This window comes from Klebsiella sp. F11 (assembly GCF_056712265.1).
In genome coordinates this window covers 2,594,670-2,609,619 of the sequence record NZ_CM160060.1, presented here as the reverse complement: position 1 = coordinate 2,609,619, position 14,950 = coordinate 2,594,670, and the positions used below count along the sequence as shown (strand labels likewise).

15 protein-coding genes are annotated in these 14,950 nt (G+C 59.6%); 6 read left to right on the top strand and 9 right to left on the bottom strand.

Annotated features, from left to right (window positions below):
* Positions 1-76: 76 nt before the first annotated feature.
* Both AC1M2H_RS12975 and AC1M2H_RS12970 read right to left on the bottom strand, forming a co-directional pair.
* Positions 77-973, bottom strand: coding sequence for an aldo/keto reductase (locus AC1M2H_RS12975; RefSeq protein ID WP_480151638.1), 897 nt, complete (start codon positions 971-973; stop codon positions 77-79).
* A gap of 48 nt (positions 974-1,021) precedes the next feature.
* Positions 1,022-1,261, bottom strand: a complete 240-nt coding sequence (locus AC1M2H_RS12970) for a DUF1289 domain-containing protein (protein WP_480151637.1) — start codon at positions 1,259-1,261, stop codon at positions 1,022-1,024.
* Positions 1,262-1,404: 143 nt separating this feature from the next.
* Here AC1M2H_RS12970 and AC1M2H_RS12965 point away from each other — a divergent pair, with 143 nt between their 5' ends.
* Together AC1M2H_RS12965 and nemA are read left to right on the top strand one after the other, a co-directional pair.
* A complete protein-coding gene (locus AC1M2H_RS12965) occupies positions 1,405-2,004 on the top strand; it encodes a TetR/AcrR family transcriptional regulator (RefSeq protein WP_480151636.1) in 600 nt (199 codons plus the stop codon).
* 53 nt (positions 2,005-2,057) lie between these two features.
* Positions 2,058-3,155, top strand: a complete 1,098-nt coding sequence (gene nemA, locus AC1M2H_RS12960) for an N-ethylmaleimide reductase (RefSeq protein WP_480151635.1) — start codon at positions 2,058-2,060, stop codon at positions 3,153-3,155.
* 98 nt (positions 3,156-3,253) lie between these two features.
* Here the strand turns inward: nemA and AC1M2H_RS12955 are convergent, their stop codons facing one another.
* The 6 genes from AC1M2H_RS12955 to AC1M2H_RS12930 are packed head-to-tail and all read right to left on the bottom strand — an operon-like array spanning position 3,254 to position 10,029.
* Positions 3,254-4,891 carry a dipeptide ABC transporter ATP-binding protein gene (locus AC1M2H_RS12955; RefSeq protein ID WP_480151634.1) on the bottom strand — a complete coding sequence of 546 codons (1,638 nt, stop codon included), beginning with the start codon at positions 4,889-4,891 and terminating at the stop codon, positions 3,254-3,256.
* Entirely contained in the window at positions 4,891-5,712 is an 822-nt protein-coding gene (locus AC1M2H_RS12950; protein ID WP_159236984.1) for an ABC transporter permease, read from the bottom strand. Before AC1M2H_RS12950 ends, AC1M2H_RS12955 begins: the two co-directional genes overlap by 1 nt.
* Positions 5,709-6,650 carry an ABC transporter permease gene (locus AC1M2H_RS12945; RefSeq protein ID WP_480151633.1) on the bottom strand — a complete coding sequence of 314 codons (942 nt, stop codon included), beginning with the start codon at positions 6,648-6,650 and terminating at the stop codon, positions 5,709-5,711. Before AC1M2H_RS12945 ends, AC1M2H_RS12950 begins: the two co-directional genes overlap by 4 nt.
* An 18-nt stretch (positions 6,651-6,668) precedes the next feature.
* Positions 6,669-8,213: an ABC transporter substrate-binding protein gene (locus AC1M2H_RS12940; RefSeq protein ID WP_480151632.1), complete on the bottom strand. Its 1,545-nt coding sequence runs from the start codon at positions 8,211-8,213 to the stop codon at positions 6,669-6,671.
* Positions 8,214-8,226: 13 nt separating this feature from the next.
* A complete protein-coding gene (locus AC1M2H_RS12935; protein ID WP_480151631.1) occupies positions 8,227-9,333 on the bottom strand; it encodes a C45 family autoproteolytic acyltransferase/hydolase in 1,107 nt (368 codons plus the stop codon).
* A gap of 12 nt (positions 9,334-9,345) precedes the next feature.
* A complete protein-coding gene (locus AC1M2H_RS12930; RefSeq protein ID WP_480151630.1) occupies positions 9,346-10,029 on the bottom strand; it encodes an alpha/beta fold hydrolase in 684 nt (227 codons plus the stop codon).
* A gap of 404 nt (positions 10,030-10,433) precedes the next feature.
* On the opposite strand from AC1M2H_RS12930, the gene AC1M2H_RS12925 reads away from it, so the two are divergent.
* A complete protein-coding gene (locus tag AC1M2H_RS12925; RefSeq protein ID WP_480151629.1) occupies positions 10,434-11,084 on the top strand; it encodes a GntR family transcriptional regulator in 651 nt (216 codons plus the stop codon).
* On the opposite strand, the gene AC1M2H_RS12920 is transcribed toward AC1M2H_RS12925, so the two are convergent.
* Entirely contained in the window at positions 11,073-12,005 is a 933-nt protein-coding gene (locus tag AC1M2H_RS12920) for an AraC family transcriptional regulator (RefSeq protein ID WP_480151628.1), read from the bottom strand. The two genes, AC1M2H_RS12925 and AC1M2H_RS12920, sit on opposite strands and share 12 nt — an antisense overlap.
* A 164-nt stretch (positions 12,006-12,169) precedes the next feature.
* Between AC1M2H_RS12920 and AC1M2H_RS12915 the strand changes: the two genes are divergently transcribed.
* The 3 genes from AC1M2H_RS12915 to AC1M2H_RS12905 all read left to right on the top strand — a co-directional run bounded on the left by AC1M2H_RS12915 (position 12,170) and on the right by AC1M2H_RS12905 (position 14,882).
* Positions 12,170-13,000, top strand: coding sequence for an oxidoreductase (locus tag AC1M2H_RS12915; RefSeq protein ID WP_480151627.1), 831 nt, complete (start codon positions 12,170-12,172; stop codon positions 12,998-13,000).
* Between the two features lie 242 nt (positions 13,001-13,242).
* Positions 13,243-14,106 carry a ChaN family lipoprotein gene (locus AC1M2H_RS12910; RefSeq protein ID WP_480151626.1) on the top strand — a complete coding sequence of 288 codons (864 nt, stop codon included), beginning with the start codon at positions 13,243-13,245 and terminating at the stop codon, positions 14,104-14,106.
* On the top strand, positions 14,103-14,882 hold the full coding sequence (locus tag AC1M2H_RS12905; protein ID WP_480151625.1) for an energy transducer TonB: 780 nt from the start codon (positions 14,103-14,105) through the stop codon (positions 14,880-14,882). Before AC1M2H_RS12910 ends, AC1M2H_RS12905 begins: the two co-directional genes overlap by 4 nt.
* The last annotated feature ends 68 nt before the right edge of the window (positions 14,883-14,950 follow it).

The window sequence follows — 14,950 nt, the reverse complement described above, 5'->3', positions numbered from 1 at the left end:
AAACCCGGAAAACGGCGCGGGCCATATCCGGGTTTATCGCGGCACAGCACGAGCGCCGGTAGCGCTTTTGCGTCGCTTACGGGACGTCGTATCCCAGCGCGGCTTTGCGGATGCGGAACCACTGCTGACGAGTCATATTCAGCTTTTCCGCCACCAGCGCGGAGCGGACGCGCTCAATCTTGCCGGAGCCAATAATCGGCAGCGGCCGCGACGGCAGGCGCAGGATCCACGCGTAGACCACCTGCTCAATGCTTTCGGCGTTCAGCTCCCGGGCAACCTGAGCCAGCTCATCGCGCAGCGGCTGGAAGCTTTCGTCATTAAACAGACGGCCGCCGCCCAGGCAGGACCACGCCATCGGCCTGATCCGCAGCTGCTGCAGCTGATCTAAGGTGCCGTCAAGCAGCAGCGGCTGATGCACCGGCGAAATTTCCACCTGGTTAGTCGACAGCGTAAACGGCAGACGCGACTGCAGCAGGGTAAACTGGGCCGGCGTAAAGTTAGAAACGCCGAAGTGGCGCACCTTGCCGCCGTGGTGCAGCGCGAGGAAGGCTTCCGCCACCTCGTCGGCATTCATCAGCGGATCCGGGCGATGAATCAGCAACAAATCGAGATGATCGGTAGCCAGATTACGCAGCGACTGCTCGGCGCTGAGCACGATATGGTCGCGATCGGTAATGTAGTGCCCGATGGTGTTTTCCGCCCGCGCCTTCGTGGCAATGCCGCATTTGCTGACAATTTCCATCCGGCTACGCAGATGCGGAGCCAGCTTCAGCGCTTCGCCAAACGTCGCCTCACAGCGATAGTCACCGTAAATATCCGCGTGATCGACGGTTGTGACGCCAAGATCCAGGTGCTGCTCAATAAAGCCTACCAGCTCTTGCGCGGACATATTCCAGTCCATCAAACGCCAGTAGCCCATAACGAAACGCGAGAATTCCGGCCCCTGCGGGGCCATAGCAATACGCTGAACCATAGCAACATCCTCAACAAAAAAGTGCTTCGAGTATACCCATTTTTGCCATTAAAACAGTGAAGGTTGCTGCGGTTCTTCCGCGATGTTTACCTTAGCTGCACGTAATTTGCGCAACAGGCGCTGGCGACACAGCCGCAGGACCTCCTGCTTTTGTACGTCGCTCATCGTCTGCCAGCTGAAGCGCTCCTCGCGGCTGCGTAAACAGCCGCGACAGTAGCCGCGTTCATCCGACTGACAAATTCCCCGGCACGGACTTGGTACCGGGAAAAACTCCAGCTGCTCTGCCACCTCACGCCTCCGATCGCCTCTTTCTCTCTTTCATTGAAGACGTTTCACCGGCGGTTGGCAACTTTTGTTACCCGACCACCGCGCCGCGCGGCATTTAAATTTATCTCTTGCATTAGACCAATCGGTCTACTACAGTGAGCGCCATGAACAAACATACCGATTGCGATACCCGCGAACATATCCTGGCCACCGGCGAACAGCTGTGCATGCACCGCGGCTTTACCGGCATGGGCCTGAGCGAACTGCTGAAAACGGCGGAAGTGCCGAAGGGCTCTTTCTATCACTATTTTCGCTCAAAGGAAGCTTACGGGGTTGCGCTGCTGGAACATCACTACGCTGGCTATCTGCAGCGGCTGGTGGCGCATTTCGCCCACGGCGAAGGCAACTATCGCGATCGCCTGCTGGCCTACTATCAGCATACGCTGACTCAGTTTTGCCAGCAGGGCATTATCAGCGGCTGCCTGACGGTGAAGCTATCGGCGGAAGTTTGCGATCTGTCGGAGTCGATGCGTGCCGAGATGGATAAAGGCGCCAGCCAAATTATTACCCTGCTTGGCGACGCGCTGGACAAGGGCCGTCAGGAAGGCAGCCTGGTCTTCAGCGGCGACGCGTTAACCCTGTCGCAGGTGCTCTACTCCCTGTGGCTGGGCGCCAACCTGCAGGCCAAGATTACGCGCAGCGCAACGCCGCTGGAAAGCGCCCTTGCCCATGCCAAAAGTATTATTGCCGCGCCTGGCGTTTAACAGGCGTTTTTATTTAATGAATTATGAGACGACCGGTCTACTCAGGAGTCATTATGTCCGAATCAAAACTGTTTACCCCGTTAAAAGTGGGTGCGGTCACCGTACCTAACCGCGTGTTTATGGCTCCGTTGACCCGCCTGCGCAGCATCGAACCTGGCGATATCCCGACTCCTCTGATGGCCGAGTACTACCGTCAACGCGCCAGCTCGGGACTGATTATTTCAGAAGCGACGCAGATCTCCGCCCAGGCTAAAGGCTATGCCGGCGCCCCGGGCCTGCACAGCCCGGAACAGATCGCGGCCTGGCAGAAAATCACCGCCGGCGTTCACGCCGAAGCGGGACACATGGCCGTCCAGCTGTGGCACACCGGGCGTATCTCCCATAGTAGCCTGCAGCCGGGCGGCGCGGCGCCGGTGGCGCCTTCCGCCATCAGCGCCGGCACCCGTACCTCGCTGCGCGATGAGAACGGCCACGCCGTGCGCGCCGACACCTCCATGCCGCGTGCGCTGGAGCTCGATGAGATCCCGGGGATCGTCGACGATTTCCGCCAGGCGGTAGGCAACGCGCGCGACGCCGGCTTCGATCTGGTGGAACTGCACTCGGCCCACGGTTACCTGCTGCACCAGTTCCTCTCCCCGACCTCTAACCAGCGTACCGATCGGTACGGCGGCAGCGTTGAAAACCGCGCGCGCCTGGTGCTGGAAGTGGTGGATGCGGTCAGTAAAGAGTGGAGCGCCGATCGCATCGGTATCCGCGTATCGCCAATCGGCAGCTTCCAGAACGTCGATAACGGCCCGAATGAAGAAGCTGATGCCCTGTATCTCATTGAAGAGCTGGCTAAACGCGGTATCGCCTACCTGCACATGTCCGAGCCGGACTGGGCCGGCGGCCAGCCGTACAGCGACGAGTTCCGTCAGAAGGTTCGCGACCGCTTCCCGGGCGCCATCATCGGCGCGGGCGCCTACACCATTGAAAAAGCTAACGACCTGATCGGCAAAGGGCTGATTGACGCCGTCGCTTTCGGCCGCGATTTTATCGCCAACCCGGATCTGGTTGCCCGCCTGAAGCACAAAGCGGCCCTGAACCCGCAGCGTCCGGAGAGCTTCTACGGCGGCGGCGCAGAAGGCTATACCGATTACCCTACGCTGTAATTCTCTCTTTTAGCGCGATAAAACAATAGCGGCGGAGTACCGCCGCTATTTTGCATTTATTCGCTTTCCGTCCGCTCGCAATCCACCTGACGGCGCGTTCAGGCCGGCTGCTGCAGCTGATATCCACCCTGCTCCCGCGGTATAAGAACCGGCAGGCAGCTTAGCAGCCGCCGCGTATAGGAATGCTGAGGATTATCCAGAACGTCGTCGCTCCAACCGCTTTCAACCAGGTTCCCCTTCTCCATCACCAGCACTCTGTCCGCTATCTGCTCCACGGCGCCGAGATCGTGCGTAATAAACAGGCAGGCAAAGCCGTAATGCTGCTGGAGCCGCTTGAGCAGATCGAGAATTTGTTTCTGCACCGTCATATCCAGCGCTGAAGTCGGCTCATCGGCGATGATAAAGGCCGGACGGCGGACAATCGCCCGCGCAATCGCCACCCGCTGACGCTGGCCGCCTGAAAGCTGATGAGGATAGCGGGACATAAACAGCTCTCCCAGCCCAACCTCATCCAGCACCTCGCGCACCCGCTGCTCGCGCGCGCTGCGGTTCATCGTCGCCACCAGCAGCAGCGGCTCCTCGATAATTTGCGCGATGCGCATCCGCGGATTAAGCGAGGAGAACGGGTCCTGCTGGATCATCTGACACTCCCGCCGCCAGGCGGTCATCAGCGCCTTATCCGCCGGGTTGAGCGCCCGTCCGCGGAACGCCAGCACGCCCTGGCTGGCCTTCAGCATGCCGGCAATAAGCTTACCGATGGTGGTTTTGCCGGAGCCGCTCGCGCCGACCAGCGCCACCGTCTCGCCGGCGCGCACGTTAAAGCTGATCCCGTTTACCGCGTGCGTCACCTTCGCCGGACGGAACCAGGACTTGCGGCCTACATAGCGGATATCAACGTCCGTCAGCGCAATCACGCTTTCCGCCGCCAGCAGCCGCTGGCGATCCGGCGCCGGCTGGCGTACCGGCAGCGCTTCCAGCAGGCGCCGGGTATAGGCGTGCTGCGGTTCGGCCAGCAGGCGCTGGCTGCCGTTCTGCTCAACCACCTCGCCTTGCTCCATCACCATAATGCGCGACGCGTAGCGCGCAACCATCGACAGATTGTGGCTAATCAGAATCACGGCGCTGCCCTTTTCGGCGGTGAGCGCCAGCATCAGATCCATCACCTCATGCTGTACCAGCACGTCCAGAGCGGTAGTCGGCTCATCGGCGACAATCAGCTTCGGCTCAAGCAGCATAACCGCGGCGATCATCACCCGCTGGCGCATGCCTCCCGAAAACTCATGGGGATAAGCGCCCAGTAATTTCCCGGCATCGGCCAGTCCGACGCGCTCCAGCATCGCCACGATCTTTTCCCGCCGCGCGGATTCGCTGAGGCGGGTGTGTAGTGCCAGCCCTTCATCAAGCTGGCGACCAATGGTCATCGCCGGATTTAGCGATGTCATCGGCTCCTGAAAAACCATACCGATGCCCGCGCCGCGCAGATCGCGCAGCTGATCGGGGGTAAGCTGATTGAGGTCGCGGCCGTCAAAGATTAGCGAATCCGCAAAGCTGGTCACCCCGGTCGGCAGCAGCGAAATTAAAGAACGCATCGCCAGGGTTTTACCGCTGCCGGACTCCCCGACTACCGCCAGCACTTCGCCAGGAGCGAGCGTAAATGAGATCCCCTTTACGACTTCGCGCTCCGCGACGCTAACCCGCAGGTTACTGACCTGCAATAATGCGGTTGTATTGTTCATCACTGCATCCTCGGATCGAGATAATCACGCAACGCGTCGCCCAGCATGTTGACCCCCAGCAGCGCCAGCGATATACAGAGGCCCGGCAGGAGCGCAAGCCACGGCGCCTGAGCAAGATAGCTGCGGCTGGCGGCCAGCATATTGCCCCACGTCGGCTCCGGCGGCGGCACGCCGAGGCCGAGAAAGGAGAGCGCGCTTTCTGAAATTAACACCCAGCCCAGCATCGAGGTTGCCAGCACAGTTAAGGGCGCCAGGCAATTAGGCAGAATATGGCGGCGTAGGATCGCCCATTCGTTGTGCCCCATCACCCTCGCCGCAGAGACAAACTCCGCCTCGCGCAGTCCCAGCACGGTGCCGCGAACGATGCGCACCACCGAAGGGGTGTAGGCCAGACCCAGCGACAAAATAATGCCGTAGCGGTTGTTGCCGAGAATGCTCAACAGCGCCAGCGCCAGCAGAATGCCGGGAAAGGCCAGCAGCGCATCGGTCAGCATCATAATCAGCCGATCCACCGCGCCGCGCAGGTAGCCGCTGATAAGCCCCAGCGTAATACCGACCAACAGCGCAAAGCCAACCGTCACCAGAGATATGGTCATACTGGCATTGGCTCCGGCCAGCAGGCGGCTGAGCACGTCGCGACCGTATTCGTCGGTGCCCAGCAGATGGCCCGCGCCCGGAGACTGCAGGCGCGCCAGAATATTAATCCGCGACGGGTCCAGCGGAGTCCAGAAGAAGCCCACGATGCCGGCCAGCGCGATGGTGCCAATCAGCGCGATTCCCAGCAGCGCGTTTGGCGCGAGGACGATATGTTTTCTCTTCACGCAGAAACCCTCGGATTGAACAGTGGATAGAGCGCATCAATCAGCAGATTGGTAAGCACATAGAGCGTGGCGATAAACAGCATACATCCCTGAATAACCGGATAGTCGCGGGCATAAATGGCATCCACCAGCAGGCGGCCGAGCCCCGGCAGGCTGAAGACCGTTTCCGTCACCGCCACCCCGCTGAGCAGGTTGCCGAGCGTCAGGCCAATCAGCGTCCACGTCGGCCCAAAGGCATTCGGGAACACGTGGCGCGTCAGCACCGCGCGCTCGCGCAGCCCTTTCGCCCGGGCGTGGGAGACATAATCGAGCCGCAGCACCTCCAGCGTACTGGCCCGCATCATGCGGACCAGCGCGCCGATCTCCACCAGCACCAGCGTTAGCACCGGCATCAGCAGATATAGCAGCCCCGCCTTCAGGTCATCGCTCAACGAGACGTAGCCGACAACCGGCAGCCAGCCCAGCTTCAGGCCGAGCAGCAGCAGAATAAGCAGCCCCATCCAGAAGCTGGGGATCGACAGCAGAAACGTGGAGAACATTACCAGCCCGGTATCCAGGGAGGAGTTCTGTTTCCACGCCGCCAGCATTCCCGCAGGCACCGCCAGCAGCGAGGCGATAACGATGGCCACCAGCACCACGCTTAGCGTCACGCCGAAGCGTTGCAGAATCAAAGGCAGCACCGCCTGACCGCTCTGAATGGAGTGGCCAAAGTCGCCGTGCAGCACGTTCGCGGACCAGATAAAGAACTGCTGCACGATCCCCTGATCCAGCCCCATGCTGTGGCGCAGATCGGCAAGGCTGGACTCCGTGGCCATATCCGCCAGCATTAGCAGCGCCGGGTCGCCCGGCACCATGCGCGTCAGCAGAAAGACCAGCACGGTCACCAGCAGCAGCGTCGGAATCGCGGTCAAAATACGGGTAAGCAGAAACTGCAACATGCGCGTCTCCTTATCTCATCAGGCTTTGCTGACGTTCCACAGCCGCGCGGCGGCGGCCAGCCAGGATTTATAGCCGCTGATCGCCTTACGGTGCGCAACAATATCCAGCCCGGGATAAAAGATGATCAGCGGGACATCAGCAATCATCTGCTGGTGCAGCTTATCGGTGATGGCCTGGATCCGCGCCGGATCGTCAACGGTGGCCAGCTCATCGGTCATCGCGATAGCCTGCGGATCGCCCCAGACCTTACGTTTCTGCTTCGTTTTATCTCCCACCAGCTGCTCAAACGCCAGCGCCGGGTTAAAGCGCGCGGAGTAGGTAAAGGTCATCATTTGATAGCGCCCGGACTGATAGCGCTCAAGCTGGGTCGCCCACTCCATGGTAGTAACCCGGGCGTTAATGCCCGCCGCCTGCAGCATCGCCTGGATAATAATGGCCATATCAAAACTCGGCACAGTGGCGCGCTTGTTGGCGATAATCTCCAGCGGCTCGCCTTTATAGCCCGCCTCTTTCAGCAGCTGGGCCGTGCGGGCCGGATCGTACTTATAGCCCTGCTTTTGAATATTGCTGTAAAACGCCGAGGCCACGGAAATGTTGGAGTTGGAGGCCTGCGCCAGGTTCTGGCTGGTTCCCAGCGCGATCTGTTCGCTATCCAGCGCAGAGGCTATCGCCTGGCGCAGCTTGACGTTTTTCAGCAGCGGATCGTCGGTCTGAATCAGCATCACGTGACGCTGGGCGTTAGGCGCCACTTCGAGGGAGATATTGGGGTCTTTTTTCAGGTCGATGCCGTCAATCGGGCTCACCTGCGCCAGATCCACCGCTCCCGACTGCAGGCCCGCCTTCACCGTTGCCGCATCGGGGATCGCCATAAAGCGCACCTCCTCCACCAGCGCCTTTTTGCCGCCGACGAAGCCATCCTCTTTCCCCGCCAGCGCGCTGTAGTCGGCAAAGCGCTTCAACGAGACGTATTCGCCGTGCTTCCACTCGCCAAAGCTGAACGGCCCGGTGCCGATCGGCGCAATCCAGGAGCCATCCGCGGCAACCGATTTAGGGCTGATCACCGCGGCCGCGCCGCAGTCGGTGCGCGCCAGCGTGTCCAGAAACAGCGCCACCGGTTTCTCCAGCGTCATGACCACGGTATGGGCATCCGGCGCGCTGACGTCGGTAACATGAATCAACCCGCTGCCGTCAAACTCGCGCAAACATCGCCACTGGGTTTTCGGGTCGTTCCAGTGCTTCCAGCTCCACACCACGTCCTGCGCCGTCATGGCGTCGCCGTTGTGAAACTTCACCCCTTCGCGCAGGTGGAAGGTATAGGTTTTGCCTTCATTACTCACATCCCACGATGACGACAGCATCGGGCCAACGGTCCCGTCTTCACGGTAGCCCACCATCCCTTCCACCACGTGCATCAGGACATTATCGGTGTTTCCGTCGCGGTTGACGCCCGGCTGGCTGCTGCGGATATCCTGATTCAGCGCAAAACGAATCACTTCGCCATCGGCCGCCTGCGCCACCATGCCCGGCAGTAACAGGGCAACAGCTGATAATAATTTTTTCATAGCGATCTCTCTGTTAATCGAGCGTGTAGCGCGTGAAGTCGCGGTTAAGTGCCGGAAGCGGTACCACATCCATCATCCCCTCAGCGGGAGTCATCACGATCATCGCCACCGTGGCGGATAAATCGCTGCTGAACCCCGGCCGCGGCGGCCGACAGACGGAATAGGGGGAGCCGAAATCATCGAAAAAGGCGCTTTTCATCTCCTCTTCGCCCGGTTTCGCGTGAGCGTTGAGTAGTTCATGGACCCGCCAGCTGCGGTACAGCGAATCCGGCGAGGCGTCGACGCCCTCCTCGCGAATTTTGCAGCGCGCGGGCAGGCTCTCCCAGTGGTTGGCATGCACCAGCAGGCCATTTTGCGGGTAGAGGGTGAAGCTTTCGTCCGGGGCGCATTCAAAATCGATCGCAAAGCCCTCTTTTGTGCTGAGGATCATATTGTTGGAGCACGACTTAGGCGTGGTGGCCACCACCTTCATCGCCAGCGCCATATGCTGCTGTTCCAGCGCCTTGCGGCGGATCAGCGACAGCGGAACGCCCTGCTGCTGATAATCACGCTCGCAGCGCAGATAGTTAGCGGTGATGGCGATACCGGCACTGTTCATCCCGCTGCGGCCAAGCCCCCCGGCCTCCACGAAAGTCAGGACATCCGGCCCCTGCTGACGCTTAATTTTCACCACCACCGAACTCTCCGCGCACTCCGCGCGCCAGTCCCAGTTTTGCCCATGAATCAGTTTGCCGTGCGGGCTGCGCTGCGGCAGGATCACCGCGCCGGTACAGCCATCTTTTATGCTGTCGTCGTGCGGCGTCTGGCACTGCTGCAGGCTACGCGCCTGGGCGATAACTTCAGTACGGGCGTTGATCATCACAATCGCTTCCAGCGAAACGCCGGACGCGCTGGCGATGCCGCGCATTTCGTCGAGATAGTCCGCGTCAAACTCGCGAATGATGGCGCTGAAGCTATTAATCAGGCGGTCGCGCTGTTCCTGACCGATCCGCAGGGCGTTCAGCTGGTCGCCATAAATGGCTACGCTGGCGTGGATCCGCGCCTTAGCCTGCTCACCGTACTGGCAGCCCCGTTCGTACGGCGTGCCGGAAATTTCAATTAAGGGAAAAGGTTGCGTCACGTTGTTCGCTCCTCAGCGATTTGCCTGCAGTACGCGCAGGAAGAAGTCTTTCACCTGATCCAGCACTTTCATGCCGTCGTGGCCGACGTTTGGCACTATCTCTTGTTCGGCTTTCACGCCGTGCTCGCGCAGGCTGTTGAGCAGCGCGGTATTTCGTTCGATGCGGGTCACGCCGGCATCATTACATCCCGGCTGATAGTACCGGCCGCCGGGCTGGTGGGTGATTTCCCAGGTTTCCAGATCGACCTTGCCAACCACCAGCTGCACCGCGACCTCCTTTAAGGCGTGGTAATCCAGCGGCCTGCCAAAGATTTGCTCAAAGTTCTGCACTCCCGGCCACCAGGCTTTGCTGTCGTCCAGCAGCGTGACCGACCCCGGGGCGCCAATGGAGACCCCCAGCAGCTTTTCCGGGTGAATGTAGAGGAAGCGGTGGGCGAAATGACCGCCTCCCGAGTAGCCGAACAGCAGAAATTTGCCAAAGTCGCAATCCAGCAGCTCGCTTACTTCATCAATCATCGCCAGCAGCGCCAGGTCATAGCGAATATCCTGCTCAATGATGTATTTAAAACCGTGAGAATTGCCGTCCCCTAACGGCCCGACGGGAAACAGCGGAGCCAGAACTACGCAGCGGTTGTAGCGGGCAAACTCGGTAAAGGCATCCCGGTATTGCACCATCGAACGGCCGGTTCCGTGCATCGCCACGACCAGGCGATAATCGGTTTTGTCGCCATCGAATCCGGGCGGAACGTACAGGCAATACTGGAAGCGGGGATCGTGTCGGCTGGAAAAAATAGTCGTGCTGCCGCGATAGTAAAGCGCCTAGCTACGCCCGGCGGCATGCTCAGAATCATTTTTAATTACTGATAGTTGCATAAATTGTTTTCTCGTTGATCGGCTGTTCAAAATTGATTCAAACACAAAACCAAAATTGGCGCCAATTTAATAAACAATTTATTAACAAAAGATCTGGTTCATGTCACAATTCAGCTTTGGGTCAGAGCAAAAGCCAATAGACCAACGGTTTAAACTGGTGCCAAAGCCGGGAACCGTTCATTATCAGGCTGCAAAAATCGCGGGAACCAGAACAAGGAGCTGAGGATATGATGCAAGGTAAAACCACTCTGGTGCACGTTGCCAACCTGCTGGCGATGGATATTAATACCGGGGTTTTCCAGCCGGGCGCCTGGCTGAAACAGGTCGAGCTGGCGGAGCGCTATGAGTGTACGCGCAGCGATGTTCGCCGCGCCCTCGATCAGCTGGTCATCGAGCGGCTGGTGCAGCATGTTCCCAATCGCGGGTACCATGTCTATTCGCCCGACGTGCAGCAGCGGCGCAATATTTCACGCATCCGCGCGGTGCTGGAGAGCGCATCGGCCAGCGATATCGTCGAGCACATCCAGCCCGCGCAGCTGGCCGCCCTGCGCCAGGGCGCCGAGTTGTTTGACCACTACACTCAGTTCGGCACCATCCTGCAGCAGTATGAATCCAACCTCGCCTTTCACCGCGCGCTGCTTGCTCCCTGTTCGAACAAGGACATGATTGAACTGATTTTCGAACTCCGCAGCCGGGTTCCCTCCGCGGCGCTGGGGCAATGGAACTCCCATGCGAGGATCGTCCAGTCCTCGCAGGAACATTTCGCGATGGTCGAGGCGATAGAGCGAGGCGATCCCTCTACCCTGGCGACGCTGCTGCGCCAGCATATCCTCCAGGATGACGATGCGCCGGCCCCGGCGGACGGCTCAATGCGATGAGATAAACGCGGAGGGCGTCATCGGGGCGGGCAGAGAAAAATTGTGCTTCATGCGCTCGACTTCGCGCACCGGCGTCAGGCCAAAAAGGCGCTTAAACTCGCGGCTGAACTGAGAAATGCTCTCGTAGCCGACCCGCACGCCGGCGGCGGAGGCGGTCAGGTTGTTGCGCAGCATCAGCAGCCGGGCCTGATGCAGGCGCGTTGATTTCAGGTACTGCATCGGCGAGGTGTTGGTGACCGCCTTGAAGTGGCTGTGAAAGGTCGGAACGCTCATTCCGACCTCTTTCGCCAGGGCGGTGACGTCAAGGTTCTCGGCGTAGTGCCCATGAATTTTGCGTAATGCTTTCGCCACCTTGCCAAACTGGCCCTGCATCAGCAGGGCGCTGCGCAGCGCCGGCCCCTGCTCGCCGGTCAGCACCCGGTAATAGATCTCCCGCAGCATCGACGGTCCGAGCATTTCCGCGTCCAGCGGCGAAGACATAATCTGCAGAAAACGTAAAACCGATCCGCCAACCTGCTCATCCATCAGGCTCGACATCATGCTGCGCGGCGCGGCGACGACGGGCGCACCGCGGCCGTCAAGTTCCAGCAGTAGATCTGCCGCTAAGGTGAAGTCGAGGCGAATGTAAATAGCCAGCATCGGCTCGGCGGCGCTGGCGTCGGTTTCCATGGTGAACGGCACCGGCACGGAGACCATCAGATAATGCCGGGCATCATACAAATAGACATCATTGCCAAGAAATCCCTTCTTTCTTCCCTGCACGACAATAACGATCCCCGGTTCGTATAAAACCGGCGTTCGCAGCAGCGGACGGTTCGATCGCAAAAAGCGAACGTCGGGCAAAGCGGTAAGGTTGTAGCCCTCCCGCGGGGTCAGACGATCCAGCAGCATCACCATTTGCCGGTCGGCGGTCATTGTCATAAAGCCTGCGCTAAAGAAGCCTGAACGTGCCTGAAGTGTGCCACTCTCGCGACCTCGCGTCCAGATAACTCATAGGAACAGGCAAAGAACGAAGAGGATCGGGGCTACGCCCGATCGCCGTTAAACCCTATGCTGTCTGCTCAATTTCACCATGGAGAGTCCATATGTCAGCAAAACTATTTTTCATCACCGGCGTCAGCAGCGGATTTGGCCGGGCGCTGGCCGAAGAGGCGCTTAGCGCGGGGCATCGGGTGGTCGGAACGCTACGCAACGAGAGCGACCGGCAGCAGTTCGAGGCCCTGTCGCCGGGCCAGTGCTTTGGCAGAGTGCTGGACGTTACCGATTTCGCCGCCATCCCGTCGCTCGTTGAGGCCGTAGAGCGGGAAATTGGCGCGGTTGACGTGCTGGTCAATAACGCCGGCTACGGCCATGAAGGCATCATGGAAGAGTCGCCGATCGAGGAGCTCCTGGCGCAATTCAACGTTAACGTATTTGGCGCGGTCGCGGTAATTAAAGCTTTCTTACCCTGGTTCCGCGCGCGCCGCGCCGGCCACATTCTGAATATCACTTCGATGGGGGGATTTATCACCATGCCCGGCATCAGCTACTACTGCGGCAGTAAATTCGCGTTACAGGGGATTTCAGAAACGTTAAGCAAAGAGCTTAAGCCCTTTAATATCGCCGTGACGGCGGTGCAGCCGGGATCGTTTCGCACCGACTGGGCCGGGCGCTCAATGGTGCGCGCTGCCCGCAGTATTGACGATTACGACAGTAGCTTCGGCCCCATTCGCGAAACGCGGATGCAGCGCAGCGGCCACCAGCCGGGCGATCCGCGTCGGGCGGCGCGGGCGATGCTGGCGCTGATTAACCATCCGGCCCCTCCGGTGTCACTGCTGCTGGGAAGCGACGCGGTAACGCTGGTTAAAGAGAAGCTTCAGCAGATGAGCGCCGGAATCGACGCCTGGGAGGAGATCAGCCGCTCCACCGATGGCTAAAATACGCCGGGCCCCGTCCACGGAGGGACGGAAACCCGCCCGGCGTTTGACGATCTCCCCAGCCCCCCCTCTCTGCCCCTCTTGCTCCTCGCTCCTGCCGCCGGCCCGTCGGCCTGGTTAAAATTACAGCAAAAATGATAATACGAATGATCTTGATAATCATTATCATTGTTACATATAATTCTGCGAAAAAATTCAGCGTTAAAAATAAATGCTACCAATAAAACAGAAAACGGATATTTATGTTTAATATGGAATGCTTGTTAAAATCTCTGGTTGTTAGCGGCGCTCTGGCCCTGACGGCATGCCAAAACGCTGCCTCAACGACACCAGCCGCCACAGCGTCGGTGGAAGCCTGCGCCTGTATTGTAGACACCGCCTCCGGCAGCACCCTGACGCCGGCGCAGCTTATCGCCGGGATACGCAGCGCCCCGATAGTCATCGTCGGCGAAGAACACACCAATGTCCGACACCATCAGATTGAGCAGTGGCTGCTAAAAAATCTTAACCAATCCCGCCCCCAGGGCAGCGTGCTGCTGGAGATGATCGATATCAGCCAGCAGGATGCGGTCAACCGCGTCAAGCAGGCCAGCGCGTCCGGAACGTCGGTCAGCGCCACCCGCGCGGCGGAAGCGATGCGCTGGAACAGCGGCTGGCCGTGGGATCTCTATCGTGACCTGGTAATGACCGCCCTGGAGGGGCCCTGGCCGCTGATGGCCGCCAATATCAGCCGCCAGCAGGTCAGCGAACTTTACCAACACCCTACTTTCCCGAGCGGAGAACGCTCTTCTCGTCCGCAGGTACATGAAGCCCTGTCGGCGATCATATACCTGATGCACGATGGCAAAATTAGCGGCGAACAGGTCACCGCGATGATGGCCATTCAGCAGAATCGCGATCGCTTTATGGCCCAACAGCTCATGCACGCGCCGCGCCCGGCGCTGCTGATTGCCGGCGGCTATCACGCCGCCAAAGATACCGGCGTGCCCCTGCATCTGGCCGATTTAGGCGCAGAAAAACCACTGGTGGTGATGCTCACCACCGACGGCACCACGCTGACGGCAAAACAGGCCGACTATATCTGGTCGGTACCGGCGGCGAAATGAAGAACGCGATCAACACGCCGTGCGCGCTTTGGGTAAAGGGCGCCGCCGGCAGCCTGCTGTTCCACGCGGCGCTGATGCTGCCGTTTGTACTTCATTTCTCCCTCAGGCAGCCCGAGTCGACGCCTGCCGCGGTGATGATTGAATATGCGCCTGAGTTTGAGGTCTCCTTCATTCGCTACGAACTGCCGCCGGGCGTCAGCCAGCAGCGCAAGGTAGAAGCCATGACCGAACGCGAGGCGCGCCATAATAAAGAGCTGCCGAAGCTGCGCGAGCATGAGGACGCCGAGCTTAAGCTGGCGGCGGCTACGCCTGAAAAAGAGCGCAAAAAGAAAACGGAAAGAAAGAAGAAATCGTCCCAGGAGCGTAAAGAAGAGCAGGGAAACTCGACCACCACCAGCCTGGCCGCCCCGCCGGTACAGTCCGCGCAGACCCAGCGCAATACGGCACCGCTGGATACCGACGCCGCCAGAATCAGCCAAAATAAAATCAGCTGGGAATCGCTGGTAAAGGGCAAAATCAACAAAATGCGCAACTACCCTGATGATGCAAGGCGGCGTAAACGCACCGGGACGGCCGTCATCGCCTTCAGCGTCGATGAGCGCGGCGAAATACTCAGCACAAAACTGGTCACCTCATCCGGCACCCTGTCACTGGATCGGGCGGCGCTGACTGCGCTTGAAAGCGCGCGACCGCTGCCGCCGCCGCCAAAAGAGATGCTCAGAAACGGCGTCCAGAAGGTCACGCTGCCGGTGGAGTTCGGGCTGTTAAAAATATAGCTCTGCGCGTGGCCTGAATTAACGCCGGCCGGTTAACACACTTAAACAGCGTCATTTGGTTTATTCAT

What these genes read in the sequence shown, in the direction of transcription:
- AC1M2H_RS12945 (WP_480151633.1), bottom strand. Translation starts at nt 6,650, where the DNA reads ATGTTGCAGTTTCTGCTTACCCGTATTTTGACCGCGATTCCGACGCTG.
- AC1M2H_RS12925 (WP_480151629.1), top strand. Translation starts at nt 10,434, where the DNA reads ATGATGCAAGGTAAAACCACTCTGGTGCACGTTGCCAACCTGCTGGCG.
- AC1M2H_RS12955 (WP_480151634.1), bottom strand. Translation starts at nt 4,891, where the DNA reads ATGAACAATACAACCGCATTATTGCAGGTCAGTAACCTGCGGGTTAGC.
- AC1M2H_RS12940 (WP_480151632.1), bottom strand. Translation starts at nt 8,213, where the DNA reads ATGAAAAAATTATTATCAGCTGTTGCCCTGTTACTGCCGGGCATGGTG.
- AC1M2H_RS12910 (WP_480151626.1), top strand. Translation starts at nt 13,243, where the DNA reads ATGTTTAATATGGAATGCTTGTTAAAATCTCTGGTTGTTAGCGGCGCT.
- AC1M2H_RS12965 (WP_480151636.1), top strand. Translation starts at nt 1,405, where the DNA reads ATGAACAAACATACCGATTGCGATACCCGCGAACATATCCTGGCCACC.
- AC1M2H_RS12975 (WP_480151638.1), bottom strand. Translation starts at nt 973, where the DNA reads ATGGTTCAGCGTATTGCTATGGCCCCGCAGGGGCCGGAATTCTCGCGT.
- nemA (WP_480151635.1), top strand. Translation starts at nt 2,058, where the DNA reads ATGTCCGAATCAAAACTGTTTACCCCGTTAAAAGTGGGTGCGGTCACC.
- AC1M2H_RS12905 (WP_480151625.1), top strand. Translation starts at nt 14,103, where the DNA reads ATGAAGAACGCGATCAACACGCCGTGCGCGCTTTGGGTAAAGGGCGCC.
- AC1M2H_RS12920 (WP_480151628.1), bottom strand. Translation starts at nt 12,005, where the DNA reads ATGACAATGACCGCCGACCGGCAAATGGTGATGCTGCTGGATCGTCTG.
- AC1M2H_RS12915 (WP_480151627.1), top strand. Translation starts at nt 12,170, where the DNA reads ATGTCAGCAAAACTATTTTTCATCACCGGCGTCAGCAGCGGATTTGGC.
- AC1M2H_RS12930 (WP_480151630.1), bottom strand. Translation starts at nt 10,029, where the DNA reads ATGCACGGAACCGGCCGTTCGATGGTGCAATACCGGGATGCCTTTACC.